This is a genomic window from Acidiluteibacter ferrifornacis (assembly GCF_009909615.1).
Classification (GTDB): Bacteria; Bacteroidota; Bacteroidia; order Flavobacteriales_E; family Vicingaceae; genus Acidiluteibacter; species Acidiluteibacter ferrifornacis.
In genome coordinates, this window is the sequence record NZ_WWNE01000002.1 from 877 (window position 1) to 22,629 (window position 21,753).

A 21,753-nucleotide genomic window follows, 5' to 3' on the forward strand; every position below is an offset into this window, starting at 1 on the left:
TTTCCATTACTGACAACCGCATTGTAAAAAGCAGCTTCTTCTGCACATACTGTTGTTGGCCCGTGAACAACTTGTGTCCCTTGTGCAAATGTAATAATTGAAATAATTGAAAATAAAAATAGTAAAACTGACAGCTTTTTCATTTGACTTAAAATTAAGAGGTTAGTTGTTCTAAAATTAAATCAAACTTTAATACAAAGCAAGACAGTTCTTTAAAAAAATAGATATTGTAATAGCATATCAATGAAACCCTTATGGGAATTGAAATTTCAATACATTATTTGTAATAATATTTGAAAAATTAGGCTAAAAATCGTCAAATTTGTTCTAACCTTTTCTCTTAGAATAATCTAAAAATGTCCTATTTTAGAAAAAGTCCATTTCACTTAGAAGTATTCTATGAATAATAATCCAAGATCTACTTCTCACCATAAACCGTCGCCAAAACCACTTGACCAACAGCTTTTAGGGTATTCTTGTCTATCACCTCCATATTGTCGTCATGGGTGTGCCAATGTGGGGCAAATGCACGAGTATTGGCGTCATATTGAATAATGTCTATGCTTGGAATTTTTGCCAATCTATTGACATACAAATGATCATCTTCTCCTACATGGGTGGTTTGCATAAAAGGAAAGTAGTTGCTGTAGCCCAATCGTGCCGCTACATTCCATACCTTGTCTACAATTTGTGGAGCATAGTACATCGAAATGGATTCTTGAGTAAACACTGCATTGGCTGCGCCTACCATGTCTAAAAGAATGCCATATTTTGCGGTGTAACCCTTAATGTGCGGGTTTCTTGCCCAGTACTGGCTACCCAAACACCAAGTAGCTTGTTTGGGGTTCATGGTGCCTGAAGGTTGACCATAATCCTCTGCATCAAAAAACACAATGTCTACACCAATTGTAGGATTCTTAATCTGAAACTGGCGAGCAACTTCCAATAAAACACCAACTCCACTACCTCCATCATTGGCACCAGCTATGGCTTTATTACGATCTTTTTTATCTTGGTCGGCAAATGGGCGAGTATCCCAATGCGCCATTAGTAGCACCCGATTTACTTTTTCGGGATAATAACTACCAATAATGTTTTGAAAATTCAACTTCGTCCCATCAAAGGCTTCTACTACTCCTTTCTGAACGGTCAAAGTTGCTCCAAATTTGGTCAATTGATTTTTTAAATACTCAGCAGCTTTTCGGTGTGCTTCAGTATTTGGGACTCTGGGTCCAAAGGCTACCTGATCGGCAACAAATTGGTAGGCAGAGTCAGCATTAAAATCTGGCAAAGCCAATTTTTCCACAGGCGGCTTAGAAAGAGGTGACTTTTCAACTACTTTCTTGGTATCGTCTTCACCACAGGCAACTAAAAAGGTAACTGCAGCAAAAAATGCTAAGTATTTAGTTCTCATATTCCCATTGGGCTCCTTCTTTCCCGTCTTTTATCTGAATGTTTAATGCCTTTAATCGATCACGAATCTGATCAGCCATTGCATAGTTTTTATTTTCTTTTGCACTTGCTCTGAATTCTAAAACCAAATCCATTAAGGCATTGGTTAGCGCATTGTTCCCACCCTCAACTTCGGCTGAAACTTCTTGTTTTAGCCCTAAAATATCAAAAACAAATAAATGAACCACCTTTTTAAACTGCTCTAAATCAGCTGCTGTCAGTTGCTCTTTTCCTTCTTTCAATAGGTTTATCCACTTCGCTGCGTCAAACAAATGAGCGATTGCAATGGGAGAATTAAAGTCGTCATCCATTGCAGCGTAAAGCTTTTCCTCTAATTCTTTTACATTCAAGGTAGAGGCATTTGACGGCTTTAAATCATTCAACAACCCAACAGCTTTCATTAAACGTCTCATCCCCTTTTCAGCAGCAGCAAGTGCCTCATTAGAAAAATCTAATGTGCTACGATAATGCGATTGTAAAATAAAAAATCGAATTGTCATTGGACTGTAGGGCTGGGTTAATTGGAAATTATCTCCAGAAAATAATTCATGGCAGAAAATTCCATTACCTAAAGATTTTCCCATTTTTTGTCCATTAATGGTCACCATATTATTATGCAACCAATAGTTGGCAAATGGCTTATCTTTATTCGCTTCTGCTTGGGCAATTTCGCACTCATGATGTGGGAATGCATTTTCCAAACCACCTCCGTGAATGTCAAAATTATCTCCCAAATATTTTTGACTCATCACCGTACACTCAATATGCCAACCCGGATAACCCATTCCCCAAGGTGAATTCCACTGCATTAAATGGGTTTCGTCTGCCTTTTTCCACAGTGCAAAATCAAGCGGAGTACGCTTTTCAGATTGAGCATTTAGCGATCGGTTGGCAGCTCCATCCATCATTTCTTCTACTTTCCTTCCCGAAAGCTTCCCGTAGTTATGGTCTTTGTTGTATGTTGTGACATCAAAATACACCGAACCATTCACTTCATAAGCAAATCCCTTTTTGATCAATTCTTCTATAGCTTCAATCTGCTCTGGAATATGACCTGAAGGTCGTGGAGAAATGTTTGGACGCAATACATTAAGGGCGTCCATGTCGCGAAAATAGTTATACATATACTTTTCTACGACAGCCATTGGATCCACCTTCTCTAATCTGGATTGCTTAGCAATTTTATCGTCTCCTTCGTCAGCATCATCCGTTAAATGACCTACATCCGTAATATTTTGAACATATTTTACTTGCGGAAATTTATGTTTGAGATATCGATAGATCAGATCAAAAGAAACATATGATTTCGCATGCCCTAGGTGGGCGTCACCATAAACGGTAGGGCCGCAAACATACAAGCCTATGCTATTCGGGTTAATGGGTTTAAAAACCTCTTTTTCTCGACTTAAGGTATTGTAAAGTTTGATTGGTGTAGACATGAGTGAAATCGATTGTTATTGTTTAATTCTCTACAAAAGTAGGAATGAAATAACAATTATTTATCCTCGATAACACCATCTCCAATATAGCGACCGTTTTTAAAGATTTTGATTTTAACCAGCAAACCATTTTGGTCGTAATCATACATTTTACCATTGATGAATCGATAATCCTTGAATTCTCCATCCTTAGCAATTTGCATGTCCTTGTTATACAATTTATAATACCCATTACCTGTAAAACCACCTTGGTTAGGTTGTTCTTCCTTAGATGCTTTTACATTTACGTTTGGTGCTGCATCCAACTGTTTTTTTAATGGATCGGTCATTGGTTTTTTAGGAGCGTATTCAGCATAGTTTTCTCGATCGATTAAACCGCCCGCAAATACCTTTACTGATTTCAAGTCTCCATTATCGTAGTATTCCTTTAGCTCTCCGCTCTCTTGACCTGCAGCCCATGTTCCTTCAATCTGAAGCTGCCCATTTTCATGAAAATATTTTTGAACCCCTTCTCTTTTACCACTTGCTGTAAAATTAAAATCTTGAGCTATATTTCCATTGGTATGGTATCGTTTAAAAGAGCCTGTATTTTTAGTACTTGCCCAAGTTCCTTCTTCTTGTAGCACTCCGTTTTCGTAATATAACTTGTAAGGCCCCTTCGGTCGGCTCCCTACATAAGTAATCTCTGATTTTAATTTCCCATTATCAAAATAGGCTTTCCATAAACCTACTTTTCTGCCATCCGCATACTTCCCTTCTTCCTCTATCTTTCCTGATTTGTCTTTCACTATCCAATAACCTTGTCGCTTATTGGCCACATCAGTCTTGTTTATGGTGTCTCCATTTAGCAACTCAAACGACTGTGAATTAGCAGAGTAGCCAAAAATACTTAAAACAATTATCAGGAAGAATCTCTTCATAATGTAGACGGTAGTTGAACGTTGTATCTAAATGAGTTTTTAAATGTATAAAAAAACCATTTAAAGAAAAAATTAACTCAGCTTTGAAAGTTGTTTAATCATGTCTTCCGACATCTTTCTTAAATCGTACTCCATTTTCCAATCCCAATCATTCTGTGCAAATGAATCATCAATACTTGAAGGCCAACTCTCTGCAATTTTTTGACGAAAGTCAGGTTGATAAGTAATTTCAAATTCTGGAATAATTTTCTTGATTTCGGCAGCAATTTCTTTTGGATTAAAACTAATTCCACCTAAATTATAACTGCTTCTAATGGTTAGTCTACTGCCATCAGCCTCCATCAATTCAATGGTTGCCCGAATAGCGTCTTCCATATACATCATAGGCAATGAAGCGTCCTCTTTTAAAAAGCACTCATATTTTCCTGACTTCAAAGCTTGGTGATAAATGTCTACCGCATAGTCGGTAGTTCCGCCGCCAGGCAAAGTCTTATAACCAATTAACCCTGGATAACGGATACTTCTTACATCTACACCAAATTTTTGATGGTAATATTCACACCATCTCTCTCCTGCTAGCTTACTGATTCCATAAACTGTAGTTGGATCAGTTGTGGTGTGTTGAGGAGTATTTTCTCTCGGAGTATTGGGACCAAATACAGCAATAGAGCTTGGCCAAAAAATTCGATTGATATGCCCATCTTTGGCTAAATTCAACACATGAAACAAACTATTCATGTTTAGATCCCAAGCAAATTCAATCTGCTTTTCAGCGGTAGCCGAAAGCAAAGCGGCTAAATGATACACATCAGTAATTTTGTATTGTTGAACAATTTCAAAAAGACGTTCCTTGTCTAAAGCATTCAAAACTTCAAAAGGCCCTGCTTGATCACCAAAATCTCTAATATCTGAAGAGACCACATTGTTGGCTCCATGTTTTTCCCTTAAATTAAAAACGAGTTCCTGTCCCACTTGTCCTCCTGCTCCAATCACTAATATTCTTTTATCTTCCATGATGTGTCAAATTTGGGGTCAAAAGTATTAAATTAAACGTAGGATTTTAAGTAGGGAATGTTAGAAAACCAGAAATGTCTCTTCCAAGCTCTATGAACTAATAGCGCACTCCAAAAGCATTGTGTTAGTGACCTATAATTGTTTAGATAAGTGTCAACTTAAATCTCCAAAAGGTAGAATCAAAGCACGCTTTTGTTCAATAAACTTGTTTATTGAATTTTGTACCTTTGTAGGGCAAATTTTAGACTATGCAGCTGTTTAATATCTATGACAAAAAGCTTTTAAAAGAAAAGCTAATGAACGAAACGTTTAAAAGAATCACGATTTCGTTTTATCGATACGTTATAATTGACCAACCTCATCAACTGCGTGATGAATTGTATGCCGAATGGGCCGCATTAAATGTATTTGGGAGAACTTATTTAGCCCAAGAAGGAATTAATGCCCAAATGAGTGTTCCTGAGCACCATTGGGATGAATTTATGCTTCGATTACAGGCGAGAAAGTATTTTGAAAATATGCCTATAAAACGCGCCGTAGAAGATGATGGAAAATCTTTTTACAAGTTAAAAGTAAAAGTTCGAAACAAGATTGTAGCCGATGGATTGGATGATGGAACATTTGACGTAACTAATGTAGGTCGACATTTAACGGCTAGAGAATTTAATGAAGCATTGGCTGATCCAAATACAATAGTGGTAGACATGCGTAATCATTACGAAAGTGAAATAGGTCATTTTGAGAATGCCATTTGCCCTGATGTCGATACCTTCAAGGAAGAATTGCCCGCGGTAGAAGATATGCTGAAAGGAAAAGAAGATAAAAAATTACTGCTTTATTGCACCGGTGGAATTCGTTGCGAAAAAGCCTCAGCTTATTTCAAACACAAGGGCTTTAAAGATGTGAATCAACTTCACGGTGGAATTATTGACTATGCACGACAAATTGAAGCCGAAGGATTAGAAAATAAATTTAAGGGTAAGAATTTTGTTTTTGACGAACGATTAGGAGAGTCTATTTCAGGCGAAATCATTTCTGAATGCCACCAGTGTGGAGCTCCGTGTGATACTCATACTAACTGCGCTAATGACGATTGTCATCTATTATTTATTCAATGTGAGGCTTGCGCTACAAAAATGGATGGTTGTTGCACAGACGAGTGTAAAACTATCGCTAATTTGCCTATGGAAGAGCAAAGAGCCTTACGTAAAGGAAAGTTAAAAACAGATGCCCATTCTGTTTATAAAAGCCGTTTGAGACCGAATTTAAAAAATTTAAGAAATCAAAAAGTGTAGCATTTTTTGCCTACATTTTTACTTTAAAAAATAAATTATGCCATTTTACAGAAAGCTTGGAAACATACCACACAAACGTCACACAACTTTCAAAAAAGAAGACGGGAGTTTACATTATGAACAACTATTTGGTACTGTAGGGTTTGACGGAATGTCTACTTTAATGTACCACAAACATCGTCCTACTATGGTGAAAGAATACCTAGGATCCAAGGATGTAATGCCAAAGATTGCTGTAGAAAAAAACTTTAAATCAAGGCGGTTAATTGGATTTAATGTAAAGCCTGTTGATGACTATTTAGAAAGCAGAGAACCGATGCTTTGTAATTCAGATTTAATTGTTGCTTTAGCTGCTCCTAAGCAATCGATGAAGGAATATTTTTATAAGAATACCGATGCCGATGAAGTAATTTTTATACATAAAGGAAGTGGTAAGCTAAGAACATTCTTAGGGAATATTGACTTTAAATATGGAGATTATTTAGTAATTCCAAGAGGGATGATTTATCAAATGGAATTTGATGATGAAAATAATCGGCATTTTGTTGTCGAATCCTTTAGCCCAATATACACGCCTAAGCGATACAGAAATTGGTTTGGCCAATTATTGGAACACTCCCCTTTCTGTGAGCGCGACATTAGAACCCCAGAGGACTTAGAAACCCATGACGAGATGGGTGACTTCCTAATCAAAATTAAAAAAGAAGGTGTAATTCACGATTACATATATGCCTCTCATCCTTTCGATGTAGAAGGTTGGGATGGATACAACTATCCATATGCCTTCTCTATTCACGACTTTGAACCAATTACAGGAAGAATACATTTACCACCTCCTATTCATCAAACATTTGAAGCTGCTGGCTTTGTGATTTGTTCTTTTGTTCCTAGATTATATGATTATCACCCAGACAGCATACCTGCACCATACAACCATAGCAATATTGACTCAGATGAAGTATTGTACTATGTAGACGGTGACTTTATGAGTAGGAATGATATTGATCAAGGGCAAATTACTCTGCATCAAGCTGGAATCCCTCATGGTCCGCACCCAGGTGCTTATGAAAGAAGTATAGGTCAGAAGGAAACAGCAGAATTAGCGGTTATGGTGGACACTTTTAAGCCCCTGAAAATAACTGAGAATGCTATGAAATTAGATGATGGAAAATACTATAAGTCTTGGATACACTAATGCACGATAAATTAGGAGCCCAAGCCAGAGCAATGTGGTAAGTACGGTTTATGGGTTTTAAAAGAGGAGGCTTGTATGTCTAAGATTTTAGACCACGTCACTGTGAGAATTGAGATGTTAGATCGCTTCGCAGTTAGAAGCGAAAAGTTAGACCGCTTCGCAGTTAGGAAAAAGACAAATGAGTAAAGAAATTTAGATGGCAGAAAATAGAAAAAGACATAACTATAAAAACTTAAAAATATGGATTTTAGGTATGGACATGGTAAATGATGTTTTTGAACTATTGACTGAATTTCCTCAGGAAGAAAAATTTGGTTTAACTTCACAAATTAGTAAGTGTTCGGTTTCTATTCCTAGTAATATCGCAGAAAGCTCTTCGAGAACCGAAAAATCATTCTCACATTACATTGATGTCTCTTAGGGTTCCTCTTTTGAGCTTGAAACACAATTATTGATTGCATTAAAAAGAAATTATATACAAAAAGAAAAGTTTAAAGAAATAGAGAAGAAGCTAATTGAGTTCCAGAAAATGACAATGGAATTCCAAATGACTTTGTAGAATTAGTCTGGCTTCTTGCATCTAACTTCTTACTTCTAAAAAGAAAAATATGAAAAAAGAAATCAAATCAGTAGAATACGGTTTAGAGAAAATATTTGAAGGTGCTCAAGACTTCTTGCCATTGATGGGTACAGATTACGTTGAGTTTTACGTTGGAAATGCCAAACAAGCAGCTCATTTTTACAAGACAGCCTTCGGCTTCCAATCCTATGCATACAAAGGATTAGAAACTGGAAGTAAAGATTCAGTTTCCTATGTGCTAAAGCAGGATAAAATTAGGTTGGTATTGACCACACCATTGAATTCAAAGAGCCCAATTAACGACCATATTGTGAAACATGGTGACGGTGTGAAAGTGGTAGCTCTATGGGTAGAAGATGCAACTAAATCATGGGAAGAAACGACTTCTAGAGGAGCTAAATCCTATATGGAGCCAACTGTTGAGAAAGATGAACACGGAGAAGTTGTAAGATCAGGAATCTATACTTATGGTGAAACAGTCCATATGTTTGTAGAGCGTAAAAACTACAATGGACAATTTTTACCTGGTTTCCAAAAATGGGAATCTGACTACAATCCAGCTCCAACAGGATTGAAATACATCGATCATATGGTTGGAAATGTGGGTTGGAACGAGATGAATATTTGGGTAAAGTGGTATGAAGATGTTATGGGATTTGTGAACTTCTTATCATTCGATGACAAACAAATTCACACTGAATATTCTGCTTTGATGAGTAAGGTAATGAGTAATGGAAACGGCCGAATTAAGTTCCCTATTAATGAGCCCGCAGAAGGTAAAAAGCGTTCTCAAATTGAAGAGTATTTAGATTTCTACGAGGGCCCTGGTGTTCAGCATATCGCTATTGCTACGGATGATATTTTGACGACAGTAGCTGACCTCAGATCTAGAGGAATTGAATTTTTATCGACTCCGCCGGACGAGTATTATAGAGCAGTACCTGGTCGTTTAGAAGAATTTAGCCACGAGCTCAAGGAGGATATTGAGAAATTAAAGAGCCTTGGTATAATGATCGACGCAGATGAGGAAGGTTACTTATTGCAAATCTTTACAAAGCCTGTTGAAGATCGACCAACTTTATTCTTTGAAATTATTCAGCGAATGGGAGCAAGAGGATTTGGAGCAGGTAATTTCAAAGCATTGTTTGAATCCATTGAAAGAGAGCAAATGAAGAGAGGTACGTTGTAACATCGATTATTTTTAGTAAAGCCTTCTTAACAAATTGTTAGGAAGGCTTTATTATTTCCTACCATTCGATGAATGGAATTATTGTTACTGCTATTTACTTTTAACCTACGTGGATGACATGATACGGTCGATAAGCGGCGAATATTCTAGAATTGAAAAGAGTTTTAGTGCCTAGTTTTGTATTCTAAATTAGAAAACATACAACATGAGCACTCCAATTCGATTAACCATTTTTTCATTACTGCTTTTATTATTTCAACCCTTAATTTCGACTCCTATCGAGGACAATAAGTTTGATATTGAAAGAGAAATAAATGTAGAAGTTTTTACCAAACTTTTCATTTATGGAAATGTAGAAGTTTTCATCACCGAATCACCAATTCAAAAGGTTACAATAGTAGGTCCCGAAGAAGTAGTTAAGGATGTAAGTTATAGCAATGAGGAGGGAGAGTTAAGACTAGTTCATGGCAATAAATACGATGGAAAAAATAGAATTCAACTACATATACAGTTACAAAAAATAGATGCCATTTTCGCTTCAGGTGCTGTAGATATAATTGGTGAGGGTTTGTTCTCTATGGAAAATGGTAAGTTAGAAGCCATCGGTAACAGTTCTATACTAATGGAACTGGATGCTAAAAACATCGAGTTATTTTCAAAAGGCTACGGAAAAATAGGTTTAGCAGGAAAGGCCAATACATTAAACTTAAATATAGAGGATAAGGCAATGGTAGAAGCTGTTAATTTATTTGTAGAATACGCTTCTATCAATACTTCAAGCTCCCAAGATGTGTATATTGATGCTTTCCGTAAAATAGATGTAACCATTTCTAGCAAAGGAGATGTAATATGTAAATCAAAGCCCATGATTAATACCATGAATAAATCTGGTAAAGGCAAATTCATCTATAGCTTATAAAATTCAGTGCAAAAAAAAATGCTTCACCAAATGGTGAAGCATTTTTTTTGCATTCTACAACTTTATTAATAGGCTCTTTCGTTCTTACCTTCAATATAATTGATGAAACTTTTGTTTACCACCTTGTTTCCCCCAGGGGTAGGATAATCTCCTGTAAAATACCAATCTCCTTTGTGGTTTGGAATTGCTTTATGCAATCCTTCAATGGTTTGATAAATTACTTGCACTTCAGCTTTTATTCCTTCAGGACGTAACAATTGACTAATCTTAGCAGAAATCTCTTCCGCTGTAAATGGTGCATATATCTCCTTTACATAGTTGCGAATTTCTTCCTTTGGCAAGTTCACCTGAGCTTTACAACGTTTGTAAACGTCCGTAATAATGGCATCCTTCCCTTGTTCTTTCAACAAAGTAATCGCTGCTACAAAAGCAATAAAATCTCCCAATTTCGCCATGTCTATTCCGTAGCAATCTGGGTAACGAATCTGAGGTGCAGAAGAAACTATAACAATCTTTTTTGGTCCCAATCGATCCAAAATTCTAAAAATACTTTGCTTTAAAGTAGTACCTCTTACAATAGAGTCATCAATCACTACTAAGTTGTCTTTCCCCATTGCAATTGCGCCGTAAGTCACATCATAAACGTGGGCTACCAAATCATCTCGTCCACTATCTTGTGTAATAAATGTTCTTAGTTTCGCATCTTTGATGGCTATCTTTTCTGCTCTGGCTCGCTTAGAAAGCACTTCTGTCAATTGCTCATCTGTAGCATCAGGACCAAGCGCTCTAATTTCTTTCAGCTTGTTTTGATTGATGTAATCCTCCATCCCTTTCACCATTCCGTAGAAAGCAGTTTCTGCCGTATTTGGAATAAAAGAAAACACACTGTTGTCAACATCGTAATCGATGCTTTTCAACACTTCTGGAGTAATTGAACGACCCAATTCTTTACGTTCTTTATAAATATCTGCATCGCTTCCTCTTGAGAAGTAAATCCGCTCAAACGAACATTGCTTTTCCTCTAAAGGCTCCCGAACCAATTGTTCTGAAACAGTTCCATCCCTTTTAATAATTAATGCATGTCCTGGCTTTATTTCTTTAATGGATTCCAACGGAACATTGAAAGCAGTTTGAATAGCTGGTCGCTCTGAAGTCACCACCACTACCTCATCATCTTGGTAATAATGTGCCGGACGAATTCCAGAAGGGTCTCTCAACACAAAAGCATCTCCGTGCCCCATCAAACCTGCCATAGCATATCCGCCATCCCAATCTAGAGCCGCATTTTTTAGAATAGATTGTACATCCATCTTCTTAGCTATCAATGATGATATCTCTTCATTGGAATAGCCCAATGTTTTATATTCCTTGAAAAGTTTATTATTCTCCTCGTCTAAAAAGTGCCCAATTTTTTCCAAAACAGTCACCGTATCAGACATTTCCTTCGGGTGCTGCCCAATATTTACCAACAAGTCAAATAGCTCATCTACGTTGGTCAAATTGAAGTTACCAGCTACTACTAAGTTTCTGGTCATCCAGTTATTCTGACGTAAAAATGGGTGACAATTTTCTATACTATTTCTTCCAAAAGTCCCATATCTCAAGTGACCTAGAAATAGTTCTCCAGTAAAACCTACATTCTTTTTTAACCAATCGGTGTCTTTCAACAACTCAGGATCTTTTTCATAAACCTCCTGGATAGCTCCATTTATCTTATCAAAAACGTCTTGTATAGGCTTGTTGCTATTGGAGCGGTGTCGACTAATATAACGCTCACCTGGTTGCATATCAAACTTTATGTTGGCAACTCCTGCACCATCCTGACCTCGGTTGTGCTGTTTCTCCATTAATAGATAAAGCTTGTTGATTCCGTAGGTGGCTGTGCCGTATTTCTCTAGATAATAATCAAGAGGTTTTAGTAGTCGAACGAGGGCAATTCCGCACTCGTGTTTGATTGAATCACTCATTAAAATTGCTTTTAAGCACCCTAAAAAATATGAGGTGCAAATTTAGGATTAAATCCAATGTAAGGGAAACCTCCCTTCCAAAAATAAAGCGCACGTGAGTTCTCAAGTGCGCTTTATTTTTTTATAAAAACTGTGCTTTATTTAGGCCTAACCAATTAAGGGCGTTGTCTGACAACAACTTTCCTTTTAATTCATTGGAATAGGGCATGCTCTTTATTAATTTTCCTGGCTCCAATTCTCCTAAAGGAAAAGGGTAATCTGTTCCCAAAGCGACAAAATCTTCACCCATTGTTTTAATCACAAAATCCAAAGCATGGGGATCATGGACCAAGGAATCAATATAAAATTTCCCTAAATAATCTCTTGGGTTTACATTGTTATCAATCGCACATAAATCAGGACGAACATTAAATCCGTGTTCTACTCTACCTATAGTCGCAGGAAATGAGCCACCACCATGAGCAAAAGCCACTTTTAACTGAGGAAGCCTCTCGAATACGCCCCCAAAAATCATAGAACAAATGGCTAAAGAAGTTTCCGCTGGCATTCCAACTAACCAGGGCAACCAATAACGCTCCATTTTATCTTTACCCATCATGTCCCAAGGGTGCACAAAAATGGACATTTCTAAATCTTGTGCGGCCTCAAAAATGGGGAATAATTTTGGTGAACTCAAATTCCAGTCATTAACATGACTCCCTATTTGTATACCTTTTAAACCTATTTCTTTACATCGTTTTAATTCTTCAATTGCTAGTTCAGCATCTTGCATTGGAACAGTTCCTAACCCTATGAAACGTTTCGGGTATCGAACGACTATATCTGCAATGTGGTCGTTCAAAAACTTAGAAACTTCTAAGCAGTCATAAGGTTTTGCCCAATAACTAAACATAACAGGAACAGTAGACAACACCTGAACATCTACATGTTGGTGTCCACATTCTTTAATGCGCGCTTCTGCCGACCAACAATTATCTTCGATCTCTCTAAAAAATTTATTGTCCATCATCATACGAGCGCAACAAGGCTTATGATGATCGAGGTGGATAAACCCTCCATATCCAAACTTCTCTCGAAAGTTGGGAATGTTTTCAGGTAAAATGTGTGTGTGAATATCTATTGTGAGCAATTCTGCCATATCTTATACAAACCTTTCATCTACTTCCATAACTGTCCCACATTCCTTGCAGGTTCTTAACTCTTCAGATCCGTAAAACTTACGGAATACAGGAATAAAATCTTTTTCTATGCTATTTAAAACAAAGTATTCATCAAATAGCTTAGTATTGCAATTATCGCAAAACCATAGCAATCCATCCTTTTCTCCATTGATTCGCTTTCGCTCAATAACCAATCCAATAGACCCTTCAGAACGAATTGGTGAATGAGGGACACGTGCTGGCAATAAGAATATTTCTCCTTCCTTAATTGGTACTTCTACTGCCTTTCCATCTTCTTGGATTTTTACAATAATATCTCCTTCCAACTGATAGAAAAACTCTTCCCCTTCTTCCCAATGATAATCTTTTCGAGCGTTTGGCCCACCAACTACCATCACTATAAATTCCGCATCTTCATACACCAATTTATTTCCTACGGGAGGCTTTAATAAATGACGGTGTTCGTCTATCCATTTTTGAAAATTAAAAGGTCGTCTGATTGCCATGATTATTCTATTTTTAATGGTCTTCTAAGGTAATAAGTTTTTGAAGTTTTACAAAGCTAGCCACAACTTTTGAGAATGCTATTTGGAATAGCTAATTTAGCAGCACTAAAAAGAAAGCAGATGAATTTAGACTTAACAAATAGAAGAGCATTAGTTAGCGGAAGCACCGCAGGAATCGGAAAAGCCATTGCCATGGAATTAGCTAGCATGGGCGCAAGCGTTACTTTACTAGCTCGTAATGAAGACAAACTAAAAACAGTACTTTCTGAATTACCATCTAACACCAATCAAACTCACGAATACATTGTAGCCGACTTTAGCCAAACAGCTCAAGTTCGACAAGCGATAGAAAACTATTTGGCAGGTGGAAAAACAATAAATATCTTAATCAACAATACAGGTGGACCTCCTGCAGGGCCAATAGAAAATGCTTCAACAGAAGAATTTGAAGCGGCATTTTCAATGCACTTGATCAACAACCATATATTAGCAACTGCTGTAAAACAAGGGATGATTGATTCTGGATACGGCCGAATAATCAACATCATTTCTACTTCAGTAAAAATTCCTTTAACAGGCTTGGGCGTATCTAATACGGTTCGTGGAGCCGTAGGAAACTGGTCGAAAACTATGGCCAATGAATTGGGTAAATATGGCATTACGGTAAACAATGTATTACCTGGTGCTACTGCTACAGAGCGATTGAGTCAAATTGTAAGTAATAAAGCATCAAAAACAGGAAAAGCAGAAGCAGATGTTATGAAAGGTATGGAGGCTCAAGTTCCGATGAATAGAGTAGCACAACCAGAAGAAGTAGCCAATGCAGCTGCATTTTTAGCTTCACCAGCAGCTAGCTACATCAATGGAATTAACATTCCTGTAGACGGTGGACGAACGGGTAGTTTGTAAATGAATATAAATTAGCACATCAATATTATTGTCTACACTGAAAATATTTTGACCCAGCATATATCCGTATAATACCCTACATAAATTACTTTTTTTCACCGTTATATTTGTACCTATATTAGTTCAATTTGAATGAATAAAAGCAAAACCATATACATCAATGGCAGATTTTTAACTCAACCAGTTACGGGAGTTCAACGCTTTGCAATTGAGTTATGCGAAGAATTATTCAAACTCGATCTAAAGGTCAAGTTAGTTTCACCAAAAAATGTCCTTCATAAGGATTTATCTAAAAAGTTTAAAAACCAAACTATTGGCTCTTTAGAGGGGCATCTCTGGGAGCAAATTGAATTACCCCGTTTTTTGAAACAAAAGGGAAATCCAATATTGCTTAATTTATGTAACACTTCACCCCTTTATTATTCAGAATCAGTAATTACATTACATGATCTGGCCTTTATAAAGCATCCTGAGTGGTTTTCATTTGCATTTAGAACCTTTTATAATTTTTTAATTCCAAAAACCATAAAGAAAGCAAAAATGATTTTAACAGTTAGCAATACTGTAAAATCAGATATTCAGAAGTATTTTAATCAGAATGGTGACAACATTCACGTAGTATATAATGGTCTTCCTCTCATATTTCAAAACGCTAAAAAAAATCGGAAAAAAGATGATAAACGTCCTTATTTTTTAGCAATGGGTGGAAAAAACCCTAGGAAAAATCTGAATAATGTTCTCGCTGCCATGCAATTGCTTGAAAACTCAGATTTTGATTTAAGAGTAATTGGTCGATCTGAAGCTAATTTTAATACCGTTAAAATTGATGCAAAAGAATACCGATTTAATCTCATCTTTCACACGGATATTGATGACGAAAAACTTCAAGAACTCTACAAGGGAGCCAAAGCACTTATCTACCCTTCATTCTACGAAGGTTTTGGGATTCCTCCTCTCGAAGCTCTTAATGCAAACTGCCCCATAATCCTATCCGATATTGAAGTTTTTAGAGAATTATATCATGACGTGGCAACCTTTGCTGACCCCAATAGTATTGAGGATATCAAATCAGGTATTGAAAAAATAATAAACAATGAATATGAAGCTCTATCCATTGAAAAAATGAATGAGCTCAATGAAAAATATTCTTACTGGAATGCTGCAAAAATAGTAAGCGATCGTGTGGAGGCTTTAATTTAGATTAATTCTAAAAGTGTAATCCATGACCAAATTCTTTGCTCAATTCTAACCAAAAACATTAATTTGGAAGGCTGTACAACTACAAAATGTTAAATGGAAAAAAAGTTAAAGGTTGCAATAGTTCATGATTGGTTCACAGTAGATGGTGGTGCAGAAAAAGTATGTCGAGAAATCATCAATATGTATCCTAGTGCAGACATATTTAGCCTTATTGACTTTTTATCCGATACAGATAGAGCAACCATTTTAAATGGTAAGAAAAGTAACACCTCTATAATTCAAAAATTTCCTTTTGCTAAGAAATATTACAGGTATTATCTTCCTTGGTTTCCCTATGCAATTGAACAGATAGACTTAACTCATTATGATTTAATTATATCTTCTTCCTACGCAGTAGCAAAAGGAGTGTTGACTCACTCTAACCAAATTCACGTATGTTATTGTCATAGTCCGATGCGATATTTATGGGATTTGTATTTCAGCTACATCCCTAAAACAAAATGGTCCAATTTCCCTTTGGCTTATTTTATGCGCCATTACATCTCTAAGTTGAGACAATGGGATGTCATTTCAAGCAATAGGGTAGATACATTTGTTGCAAATTCGGAAAATATTGCCAAAAGGATTAAAAAAGTATACAGAAGAGATTCCATAGTCGTATATCCACCATTATTTACTGACAAATTTAAGTTAGTCACTCAAAAAGAGGATTATTATGTATCTGCATCACGTTTGGTTCCCTATAAAAAAGTTGAACTCGCAATACAAGCTTTTAAAAAGCTTCCCGGTAAAAGACTTAAAGTAATTGGTGACGGTCCTGAACTAGTGAAATTAAAACAGCTAGCTAAAGGATCTAAGAATATTGAAATTTTAGGTTACCTTGAGCAAGCCGACTTTTCAAGAGTTTTAGGAAATGCTAAGGCATTTATTAATTCCTCCTACGAAGATTTTGGAATTGCCCCGGTAGAGGCTCAAGCTTGTGGCACACCTGTGATAGCTTATGCAAAAGGAGGAGTTTTAGAAACTACACTAGAAAACAAAACAGCCATATACTTTTACGAGCAAACACCTGAAGCTATTATAAAAGCTATCGATCAATTTGAGCTAACTAATTTATGGGCACCTGAAGCAATTCATAAATATGCTACTTCATTTAATAATGAGCGATTTGCTCGTGAATTCACTAAAGTTATAAATCAGTGCTTAAAAGATCACTCCTAAAAAACAATCTTTTTTTGATTACAACCATTGCTTTGATGTTCGCTTTGGTTTTGGATAGAAAAGCTACTACTTACTTTATTGGCTTTTGGTTTATCAGTGCTATATATGAAGCTTTTCAAAATAATGAACACCCTTTTAAACAAAATTTAAAGTGGTGCATTATTATCGCTTCAATGTTTGTCCTATATACCATAGGTTATTTGTTTTCAGAATTCAGTAGAGAGGCTTCTGCTGCACTTGAAATTAAACTATCCTTTTTCATTTTTCCACTCGGTTTCTTTTTAAGGCGTAAACCGATCTCTGCCAAAGAGATAAAAATAGCTCTACTTGCCTTTCAATTAGCTTGTTTAATATCTGCTCTTTATCTGGCAGCGCAATTAATTCCTGCTGTAATAAAAAACTCTAATTTAATTACCACAGAATCATTTACCTACGCCGTTCGGACTTTTACAGAGAAGACGTTAGGCGTTCATTCAACTTACTTAAGTATCTTTTATCTATTTTCTATCTACATTGAGCTAAAGGGATATGGATTAAGAATCATTTTAAAAAACAAGAAAATCAAGGTCGTAATTCAAGCTTTTCAAATTTTAACACTCTCTGTAATCGTTTTATTACTAGTAGCACGAGCACCTATTATTGCCTTTTTTGTAGGTGTTATAATTGTCGAAATATTAAAAAACTGGAAAAGAGGAACCCTAATTCTTCTTTCATGTTTAGCGATACTTTTAGCTGCAATCTTTTTTATTCCAGGCGTTGGAAACCGATTTGAAGAAGCGATAAACTCACATGAAATTACGGAAAATGAAAGTTCAGTAAACTCATCTAATCTTAGAAGAAGCATTCTAGTTTGTTCGAATAAACTAGTTTCTGAAAACTGGCTAAGAGGAGTTGGATTAGACCACATCCAATATAGTTTAAACAGTTGTTACGATTCATTCAATAATAAAGAACTTTCGGAGACCGGATATAACACACACAATCAATATTTTGACATAATACTTGGCCTAGGTATTCTCGGACTCATTATGTTTATTATAATTCTTATCTACCCTTCTCAACACCTTATTAAACCTCAATTTGCGCTTCTTCTATTTTTTAAATTGTTTATTGCTATTTGCTTACTAACTGAGAATCTACTTAATCGACAACACGGCGTGGTTTTCTTTGTTTTTTTTAACTGTCTATTCGTTTCTCATTATCTATGGATAAATAAACAGAAGAAGTTAGAATGAAAGTACTTTTTAATCAATCGTTAAGACAGGCTTTCAGCTTCTACAGAATATCAATAACTTTGCATACTTTCTAGATTTAAAAATTTGAAAACTTCTTATATATCAAACACATCTAAAATCTCACACTTTACGAACTTAGTTTGGATACTTTCATTAAAAAATCTGAAACTAAGGTATAAGAATTCTATACTTGGTTTTATGTGGAGCCTGCTAACTCCGTTACTTTATTTAGCCATTTTCACATTTATCTTTAGTAAGGCATTCCCTGATTTAGAAAATTATCCACTTTATGCCCTAACTGGCTTAATATTTTGGAATTTTTACAGTAACGCCACCACAACTGCCATTAACTCTGTAATAAATAGTAGAGGAGTTCTCAAGTCTCTTAAAGTAGAAACAATTGCTTTACCAATTTCTGAGGTTGTTACCTCCATCATCAATTTACTTTTCTCCTTTATTCCTTTTGGTATACTGATGGTTGTTTTTGATGCTTCTATTGGATTTGAAACTCTGTTCATCTTTTTCGCGATGCTTTTATTTGCACTTTTTACCCTAGGAATTGGTCTATTTGTATGTGCGTTTAATGTGTACTTTAGAGATGTTGGTCTTTTATACACCTCATTAACTCCTGCATTGTTTTACTTCACACCTATCGCTTATTCTACTAAACTAGTTCCAGAACAGTTCCAGCTTTTAATTAAGTTAAATCCACTATATCATTTCATGGAGTTATTTAGAACTATTTTGTATTATAACCAAATCCCTGATTTATATCAATGGAGCTTAGTTATTTGTATTACGGCCTTCTTTTTTGGTGTGGGATTACTTGTCTTTAAAAAACTAGAAAAAGGATTTATTTCTAATTACTAATTGATGGAAGCAGACAATCAGAATAAAGAAGTTATTATTGAAGCTAAAAATCTATCCGTTGGTTTTTTAGTGACGAAGCATGGAATTAATAATTTTAAGGACTTCTTACTAACCATGGGAATTAGAAAATTGTTTGAAAACAAAGAAGTTTTAAATGACTTCAGCTTAACCATATATAAAGGAGAATGTTTTGGAATAATGGGGCGAAACGGATCAGGGAAAAGTACTTTTTTAAGGGCAATCTCAGGAATAATGAAACCCAATAAAGGAACCTTAACTGTAAATGGAAAAGTTGCTCCAATGATGGCTTTAGGTGTTGGCTTAGAGCCAGAATTAACAGGCTTAGAAAACATTAAACTTCTAGGAACTTTAATGGGATTAACTCAAAAAGAAATCAAACAATCCCTACAAGACATCATAGCGTTTTCTGAGTTAAGCGAATATGACATAAACTCTCAAGTGAAGAGATACTCACAAGGTATGCTTGCGCGTCTGGCTTTTTCGATAACCGTTGCTAAAGACCCTGAAATTTTAATTGTTGATGAAGCTCTTACAGTTGGAGATTTGGGGTTTAAACAAAAATGTGCACAACGAATTGAAGAAATTAGAAAAAATGGGAGCACTATTATTTATGTTTCTCACCACCTAGAAGATATCAAAAGTATCTGTAAAAGAGCTTGCTTCATAAAGGATGGTAAAGTATTAAAGGTAGGGTCAATTGAAGAAATTTCTGATCTGTATGAATTAGAAATGGCAAGAAAGAAAAACTAATACATCTAAAAATAAAGTCTTTTGGGAATAGTAAGCAAAGTTCGAGAGGTAGTCGGAAGACAAACCTTTATGCAATCTCATGAAAAGTGGAGTTTTCATCGTTTTGTAGTATTTTTTTTCTCAGTAGATGGATTCAAAAAAATGATCCGTTTTGCAGGAAAAGTCTTTCGCTACATATGGCGAAAATATTTTGGAGGACCTCAAACAGAAGATTTAGTTTATGCTAAATGGAGAAGAAAAAACATGCCCAAAAAAAAGGATTTCGAAGCATTTGAAAAAAAGGAAAAACAATTTACTCATCAGCCAAAATTTTCGATTGTTATTCCTGTATTCCGATCCAACTTAAATCATTTTAAACAAGCCATAGAATCAATAAATAATCAACTATACTCTAATTGGGAGGTATGCATTGCCGACGACAATTCTAAAGAAGAAGGTTTACTTTCCTATTTGCGTGAGCTAGAAAAAAATCCAAAATTTAAAGTGATTTATAGAACTGAAAATGGACATATTTCTGCTTGTAGCAATTCAGCCTTAGAGTTAGCAACAGGAGACTTTATCTGCTTTATGGATCATGATGACTTATTGACAAAAGATGCGTTGTTTCAATTCGCAGATGCACTAAATTTAGATTCCTCTTTAGATATTATTTATTCAGATGAAGATAAAATAACAGAAAAAGGTAGGTATACACAGCCCAACTTTAAACCCAGTTGGAGCCCAGACACCTTTTTATCTAGAAATTATATCGGCCATTTTGTAGGTATAAAAAAGTCGATTGTAGACCAACTGAACGGCTTCCGACTTGGTTTCGAAGGGAGCCAGGACTACGATCTTTTACTCCGGGCTACAGAGATTTCACAACAAATACACAGAATACCAAAAATTCTTTATCATTGGCGAATGCATGACAAGAGTACTGCAATGAATGAAGAGGCAAAAGACTACTCTTTTTTAAGTGGTGTAAAGGCTTTAAACGAAGCACTGCAGAGGAGAAATATAAATGGTATCGCTAGCCTCCAGAGTGGAAAGCCTGGATTTTATAGAATCAGTTATGCCCTAGAAAATACACCGAAAGTGAGTATAATCATACCAACATATAACAACTCTGAGGTTTTAACCACTTGCATCCATTCCATTTTTGAAAAGACGTCATATCAGAATTTTGAAATAATTTTGATTAACAACAACAGTAACGAAAAGGCTTTATTTGATTGTTTTAAACTCTGGAAGTCTAAGTATGGTGAACAATTTCAATTATTGGACTGTCCCTACCCTTTCAACTACTCAAAATTAATGAATGATGGAGTGGCTCATGCCAGTGGTGATTTTATACTATTGCTCAATAACGACACTGAAGTTATCCAGAATGACTGGATAGAACAAATGATTCATCATGCTCAAAGAAAATCCATAGGAGCCGTAGGAGTGAAACTACTATATCCTAACGATACAGTTCAGCATGGAGGCGTGGTATTGGGAATTGGAGGAGTTGCAGGGCACACCTTTATAGGAGCAAAAAAAGATGATCCAGGATATTTTTACTATTTAACTTCTGTCACCAATTATAGTGCGGTAACTGCTGCTTGCTTAATGGTAGAGAAGAGCAAATACCTTGCTGTTGGTGGTTTTGATGAACAACTGGCTGTTGAGTATAATGATGTGGACTTTTGCTTAAAATTAATTGAAAAAGGATATTACAATCTTTTTAATCCAGATGTAGTATTATACCATTACGAATCTTTGACACGAGGTCATCCTTATGCGACCAAGGAGTCCTATAAACGTCATTTAAGCGAAGTAAAATACTTTAAAAAGAAGTGGCAGAGTTATATTGATAATGACCCATTTTACAACCCGAATTTATCTCTGATTACCACACACTTTGAGCCTGACGTTGTTCTATAATAT

General features: G+C 35.8%; 18 protein-coding genes and 1 pseudogene. 12 read left to right on the forward strand and 7 right to left on the reverse strand.

Annotation, left to right across the window (positions count from 1 at the left end):
- Positions 1–418: 418 nt before the first annotated feature.
- The 4 genes from GQN54_RS00040 to GQN54_RS00055 form a co-directional block, all read right to left on the reverse strand.
- Positions 419–1,414, reverse strand: a complete 996-nt coding sequence (locus tag GQN54_RS00040; protein WP_160630710.1) for a M28 family peptidase — start codon at positions 1,412–1,414, stop codon at positions 419–421.
- Positions 1,404–2,891, reverse strand: coding sequence for a cysteine--tRNA ligase (gene cysS, locus GQN54_RS00045; RefSeq protein WP_160630712.1), 1,488 nt, complete (start codon positions 2,889–2,891; stop codon positions 1,404–1,406). The genes GQN54_RS00040 and cysS overlap by 11 nt, the downstream gene beginning before the upstream one ends.
- Before the next feature lie 56 nt (positions 2,892–2,947).
- Positions 2,948–3,811, reverse strand: a complete 864-nt coding sequence (locus GQN54_RS00050) for a toxin-antitoxin system YwqK family antitoxin (protein WP_160630714.1) — start codon at positions 3,809–3,811, stop codon at positions 2,948–2,950.
- A 72-nt stretch (positions 3,812–3,883) separates the two neighbouring features.
- Entirely contained in the window at positions 3,884–4,825 is a 942-nt protein-coding gene (locus tag GQN54_RS00055) for an NAD-dependent epimerase/dehydratase family protein (RefSeq protein ID WP_160630716.1), read from the reverse strand.
- Between the two features lie 296 nt (positions 4,826–5,121).
- Between GQN54_RS00055 and trhO the strand changes: the two genes are divergently transcribed.
- The 5 genes and pseudogenes from trhO to GQN54_RS00080 all read left to right on the forward strand — a co-directional run bounded on the left by trhO (position 5,122) and on the right by GQN54_RS00080 (position 10,003).
- Positions 5,122–6,120 carry an oxygen-dependent tRNA uridine(34) hydroxylase TrhO gene (trhO, locus tag GQN54_RS00060; protein WP_235932931.1) on the forward strand — a complete coding sequence of 333 codons (999 nt, stop codon included), beginning with the start codon at positions 5,122–5,124 and terminating at the stop codon, positions 6,118–6,120.
- Positions 6,121–6,157: 37 nt separating this feature from the next.
- Complete coding sequence (locus GQN54_RS00065; protein ID WP_160630720.1) at positions 6,158–7,315, forward strand: homogentisate 1,2-dioxygenase; 1,158 nt, start codon at positions 6,158–6,160, stop codon at positions 7,313–7,315.
- A gap of 196 nt (positions 7,316–7,511) precedes the next feature.
- A pseudogene (locus tag GQN54_RS00070) lies at positions 7,512–7,874 on the forward strand (four helix bundle protein).
- A gap of 49 nt (positions 7,875–7,923) precedes the next feature.
- A complete protein-coding gene (hppD, locus tag GQN54_RS00075; RefSeq protein WP_160630722.1) occupies positions 7,924–9,084 on the forward strand; it encodes a 4-hydroxyphenylpyruvate dioxygenase in 1,161 nt (386 codons plus the stop codon).
- Positions 9,085–9,289: 205 nt separating this feature from the next.
- Positions 9,290–10,003 carry a GIN domain-containing protein gene (locus GQN54_RS00080; protein ID WP_160630724.1) on the forward strand — a complete coding sequence of 238 codons (714 nt, stop codon included), beginning with the start codon at positions 9,290–9,292 and terminating at the stop codon, positions 10,001–10,003.
- Positions 10,004–10,068: 65 nt separating this feature from the next.
- Here GQN54_RS00080 and GQN54_RS00085 read toward each other — a convergent pair whose 3' ends face one another.
- The 3 genes from GQN54_RS00085 to GQN54_RS00095 form a co-directional block, all read right to left on the reverse strand.
- Positions 10,069–11,970: an amidophosphoribosyltransferase gene (locus GQN54_RS00085; RefSeq protein ID WP_160630726.1), complete on the reverse strand. Its 1,902-nt coding sequence runs from the start codon at positions 11,968–11,970 to the stop codon at positions 10,069–10,071.
- 121 nt (positions 11,971–12,091) lie between these two features.
- On the reverse strand, positions 12,092–13,108 hold the full coding sequence (locus GQN54_RS00090; RefSeq protein ID WP_160630728.1) for an amidohydrolase family protein: 1,017 nt from the start codon (positions 13,106–13,108) through the stop codon (positions 12,092–12,094).
- A 3-nt stretch (positions 13,109–13,111) separates the two neighbouring features.
- On the reverse strand, positions 13,112–13,636 hold the full coding sequence (locus GQN54_RS00095; RefSeq protein ID WP_160630730.1) for a 3-hydroxyanthranilate 3,4-dioxygenase: 525 nt from the start codon (positions 13,634–13,636) through the stop codon (positions 13,112–13,114).
- A 120-nt stretch (positions 13,637–13,756) separates the two neighbouring features.
- Here GQN54_RS00095 and GQN54_RS00100 point away from each other — a divergent pair, with 120 nt between their 5' ends.
- From GQN54_RS00100 to GQN54_RS00130, 7 genes are all read left to right on the forward strand, one after another.
- The gene (locus tag GQN54_RS00100; RefSeq protein WP_160630732.1) at positions 13,757–14,545 is read left to right on the forward strand and encodes an SDR family oxidoreductase; all 789 of its coding nucleotides are present in this window, start codon (positions 13,757–13,759) and stop codon (positions 14,543–14,545) included.
- 132 nt (positions 14,546–14,677) lie between these two features.
- Positions 14,678–15,745 carry a glycosyltransferase family 4 protein gene (locus GQN54_RS00105; protein ID WP_160630734.1) on the forward strand — a complete coding sequence of 356 codons (1,068 nt, stop codon included), beginning with the start codon at positions 14,678–14,680 and terminating at the stop codon, positions 15,743–15,745.
- Positions 15,746–15,838: 93 nt separating this feature from the next.
- Positions 15,839–16,966, forward strand: a complete 1,128-nt coding sequence (locus tag GQN54_RS00110) for a glycosyltransferase (protein ID WP_160630736.1) — start codon at positions 15,839–15,841, stop codon at positions 16,964–16,966.
- Between the two features lie 14 nt (positions 16,967–16,980).
- A complete protein-coding gene (locus GQN54_RS00115) occupies positions 16,981–18,201 on the forward strand; it encodes an O-antigen ligase family protein (protein WP_160630738.1) in 1,221 nt (406 codons plus the stop codon).
- An 84-nt stretch (positions 18,202–18,285) separates the two neighbouring features.
- A complete protein-coding gene (locus GQN54_RS00120; RefSeq protein WP_160630739.1) occupies positions 18,286–19,071 on the forward strand; it encodes an ABC transporter permease in 786 nt (261 codons plus the stop codon).
- A gap of 3 nt (positions 19,072–19,074) precedes the next feature.
- Positions 19,075–19,842: an ABC transporter ATP-binding protein gene (locus GQN54_RS00125; protein WP_160630741.1), complete on the forward strand. Its 768-nt coding sequence runs from the start codon at positions 19,075–19,077 to the stop codon at positions 19,840–19,842.
- Positions 19,843–19,863: 21 nt separating this feature from the next.
- Positions 19,864–21,750 (forward strand): glycosyltransferase family 2 protein, encoded by a 1,887-nt coding sequence (locus GQN54_RS00130; protein WP_160630743.1) that lies wholly within the window; start codon positions 19,864–19,866, stop codon positions 21,748–21,750.
- Positions 21,751–21,753: the final 3 nt, after the last annotated feature.

Coding starts and splice junctions, on each gene's coding strand:
- GQN54_RS00040 (WP_160630710.1), bottom strand. CDS start 1,414: ATGAGAACTAAATACTTAGCATTTTTTGCTGCAGTTACCTTTTTAGTT.
- cysS (WP_160630712.1), bottom strand. CDS start 2,891: ATGTCTACACCAATCAAACTTTACAATACCTTAAGTCGAGAAAAAGAG.
- GQN54_RS00050 (WP_160630714.1), bottom strand. CDS start 3,811: ATGAAGAGATTCTTCCTGATAATTGTTTTAAGTATTTTTGGCTACTCT.
- GQN54_RS00055 (WP_160630716.1), bottom strand. CDS start 4,825: ATGGAAGATAAAAGAATATTAGTGATTGGAGCAGGAGGACAAGTGGGA.
- trhO (WP_235932931.1), top strand. CDS start 5,122: ATGAACGAAACGTTTAAAAGAATCACGATTTCGTTTTATCGATACGTT.
- GQN54_RS00065 (WP_160630720.1), top strand. CDS start 6,158: ATGCCATTTTACAGAAAGCTTGGAAACATACCACACAAACGTCACACA.
- hppD (WP_160630722.1), top strand. CDS start 7,924: ATGAAAAAAGAAATCAAATCAGTAGAATACGGTTTAGAGAAAATATTT.
- GQN54_RS00080 (WP_160630724.1), top strand. CDS start 9,290: ATGAGCACTCCAATTCGATTAACCATTTTTTCATTACTGCTTTTATTA.
- GQN54_RS00085 (WP_160630726.1), bottom strand. CDS start 11,970: ATGAGTGATTCAATCAAACACGAGTGCGGAATTGCCCTCGTTCGACTA.
- GQN54_RS00090 (WP_160630728.1), bottom strand. CDS start 13,108: ATGGCAGAATTGCTCACAATAGATATTCACACACACATTTTACCTGAA.
- GQN54_RS00095 (WP_160630730.1), bottom strand. CDS start 13,636: ATGGCAATCAGACGACCTTTTAATTTTCAAAAATGGATAGACGAACAC.
- GQN54_RS00100 (WP_160630732.1), top strand. CDS start 13,757: ATGAATTTAGACTTAACAAATAGAAGAGCATTAGTTAGCGGAAGCACC.
- GQN54_RS00105 (WP_160630734.1), top strand. CDS start 14,678: ATGAATAAAAGCAAAACCATATACATCAATGGCAGATTTTTAACTCAA.
- GQN54_RS00110 (WP_160630736.1), top strand. CDS start 15,839: ATGGAAAAAAAGTTAAAGGTTGCAATAGTTCATGATTGGTTCACAGTA.
- GQN54_RS00125 (WP_160630741.1), top strand. CDS start 19,075: ATGGAAGCAGACAATCAGAATAAAGAAGTTATTATTGAAGCTAAAAAT.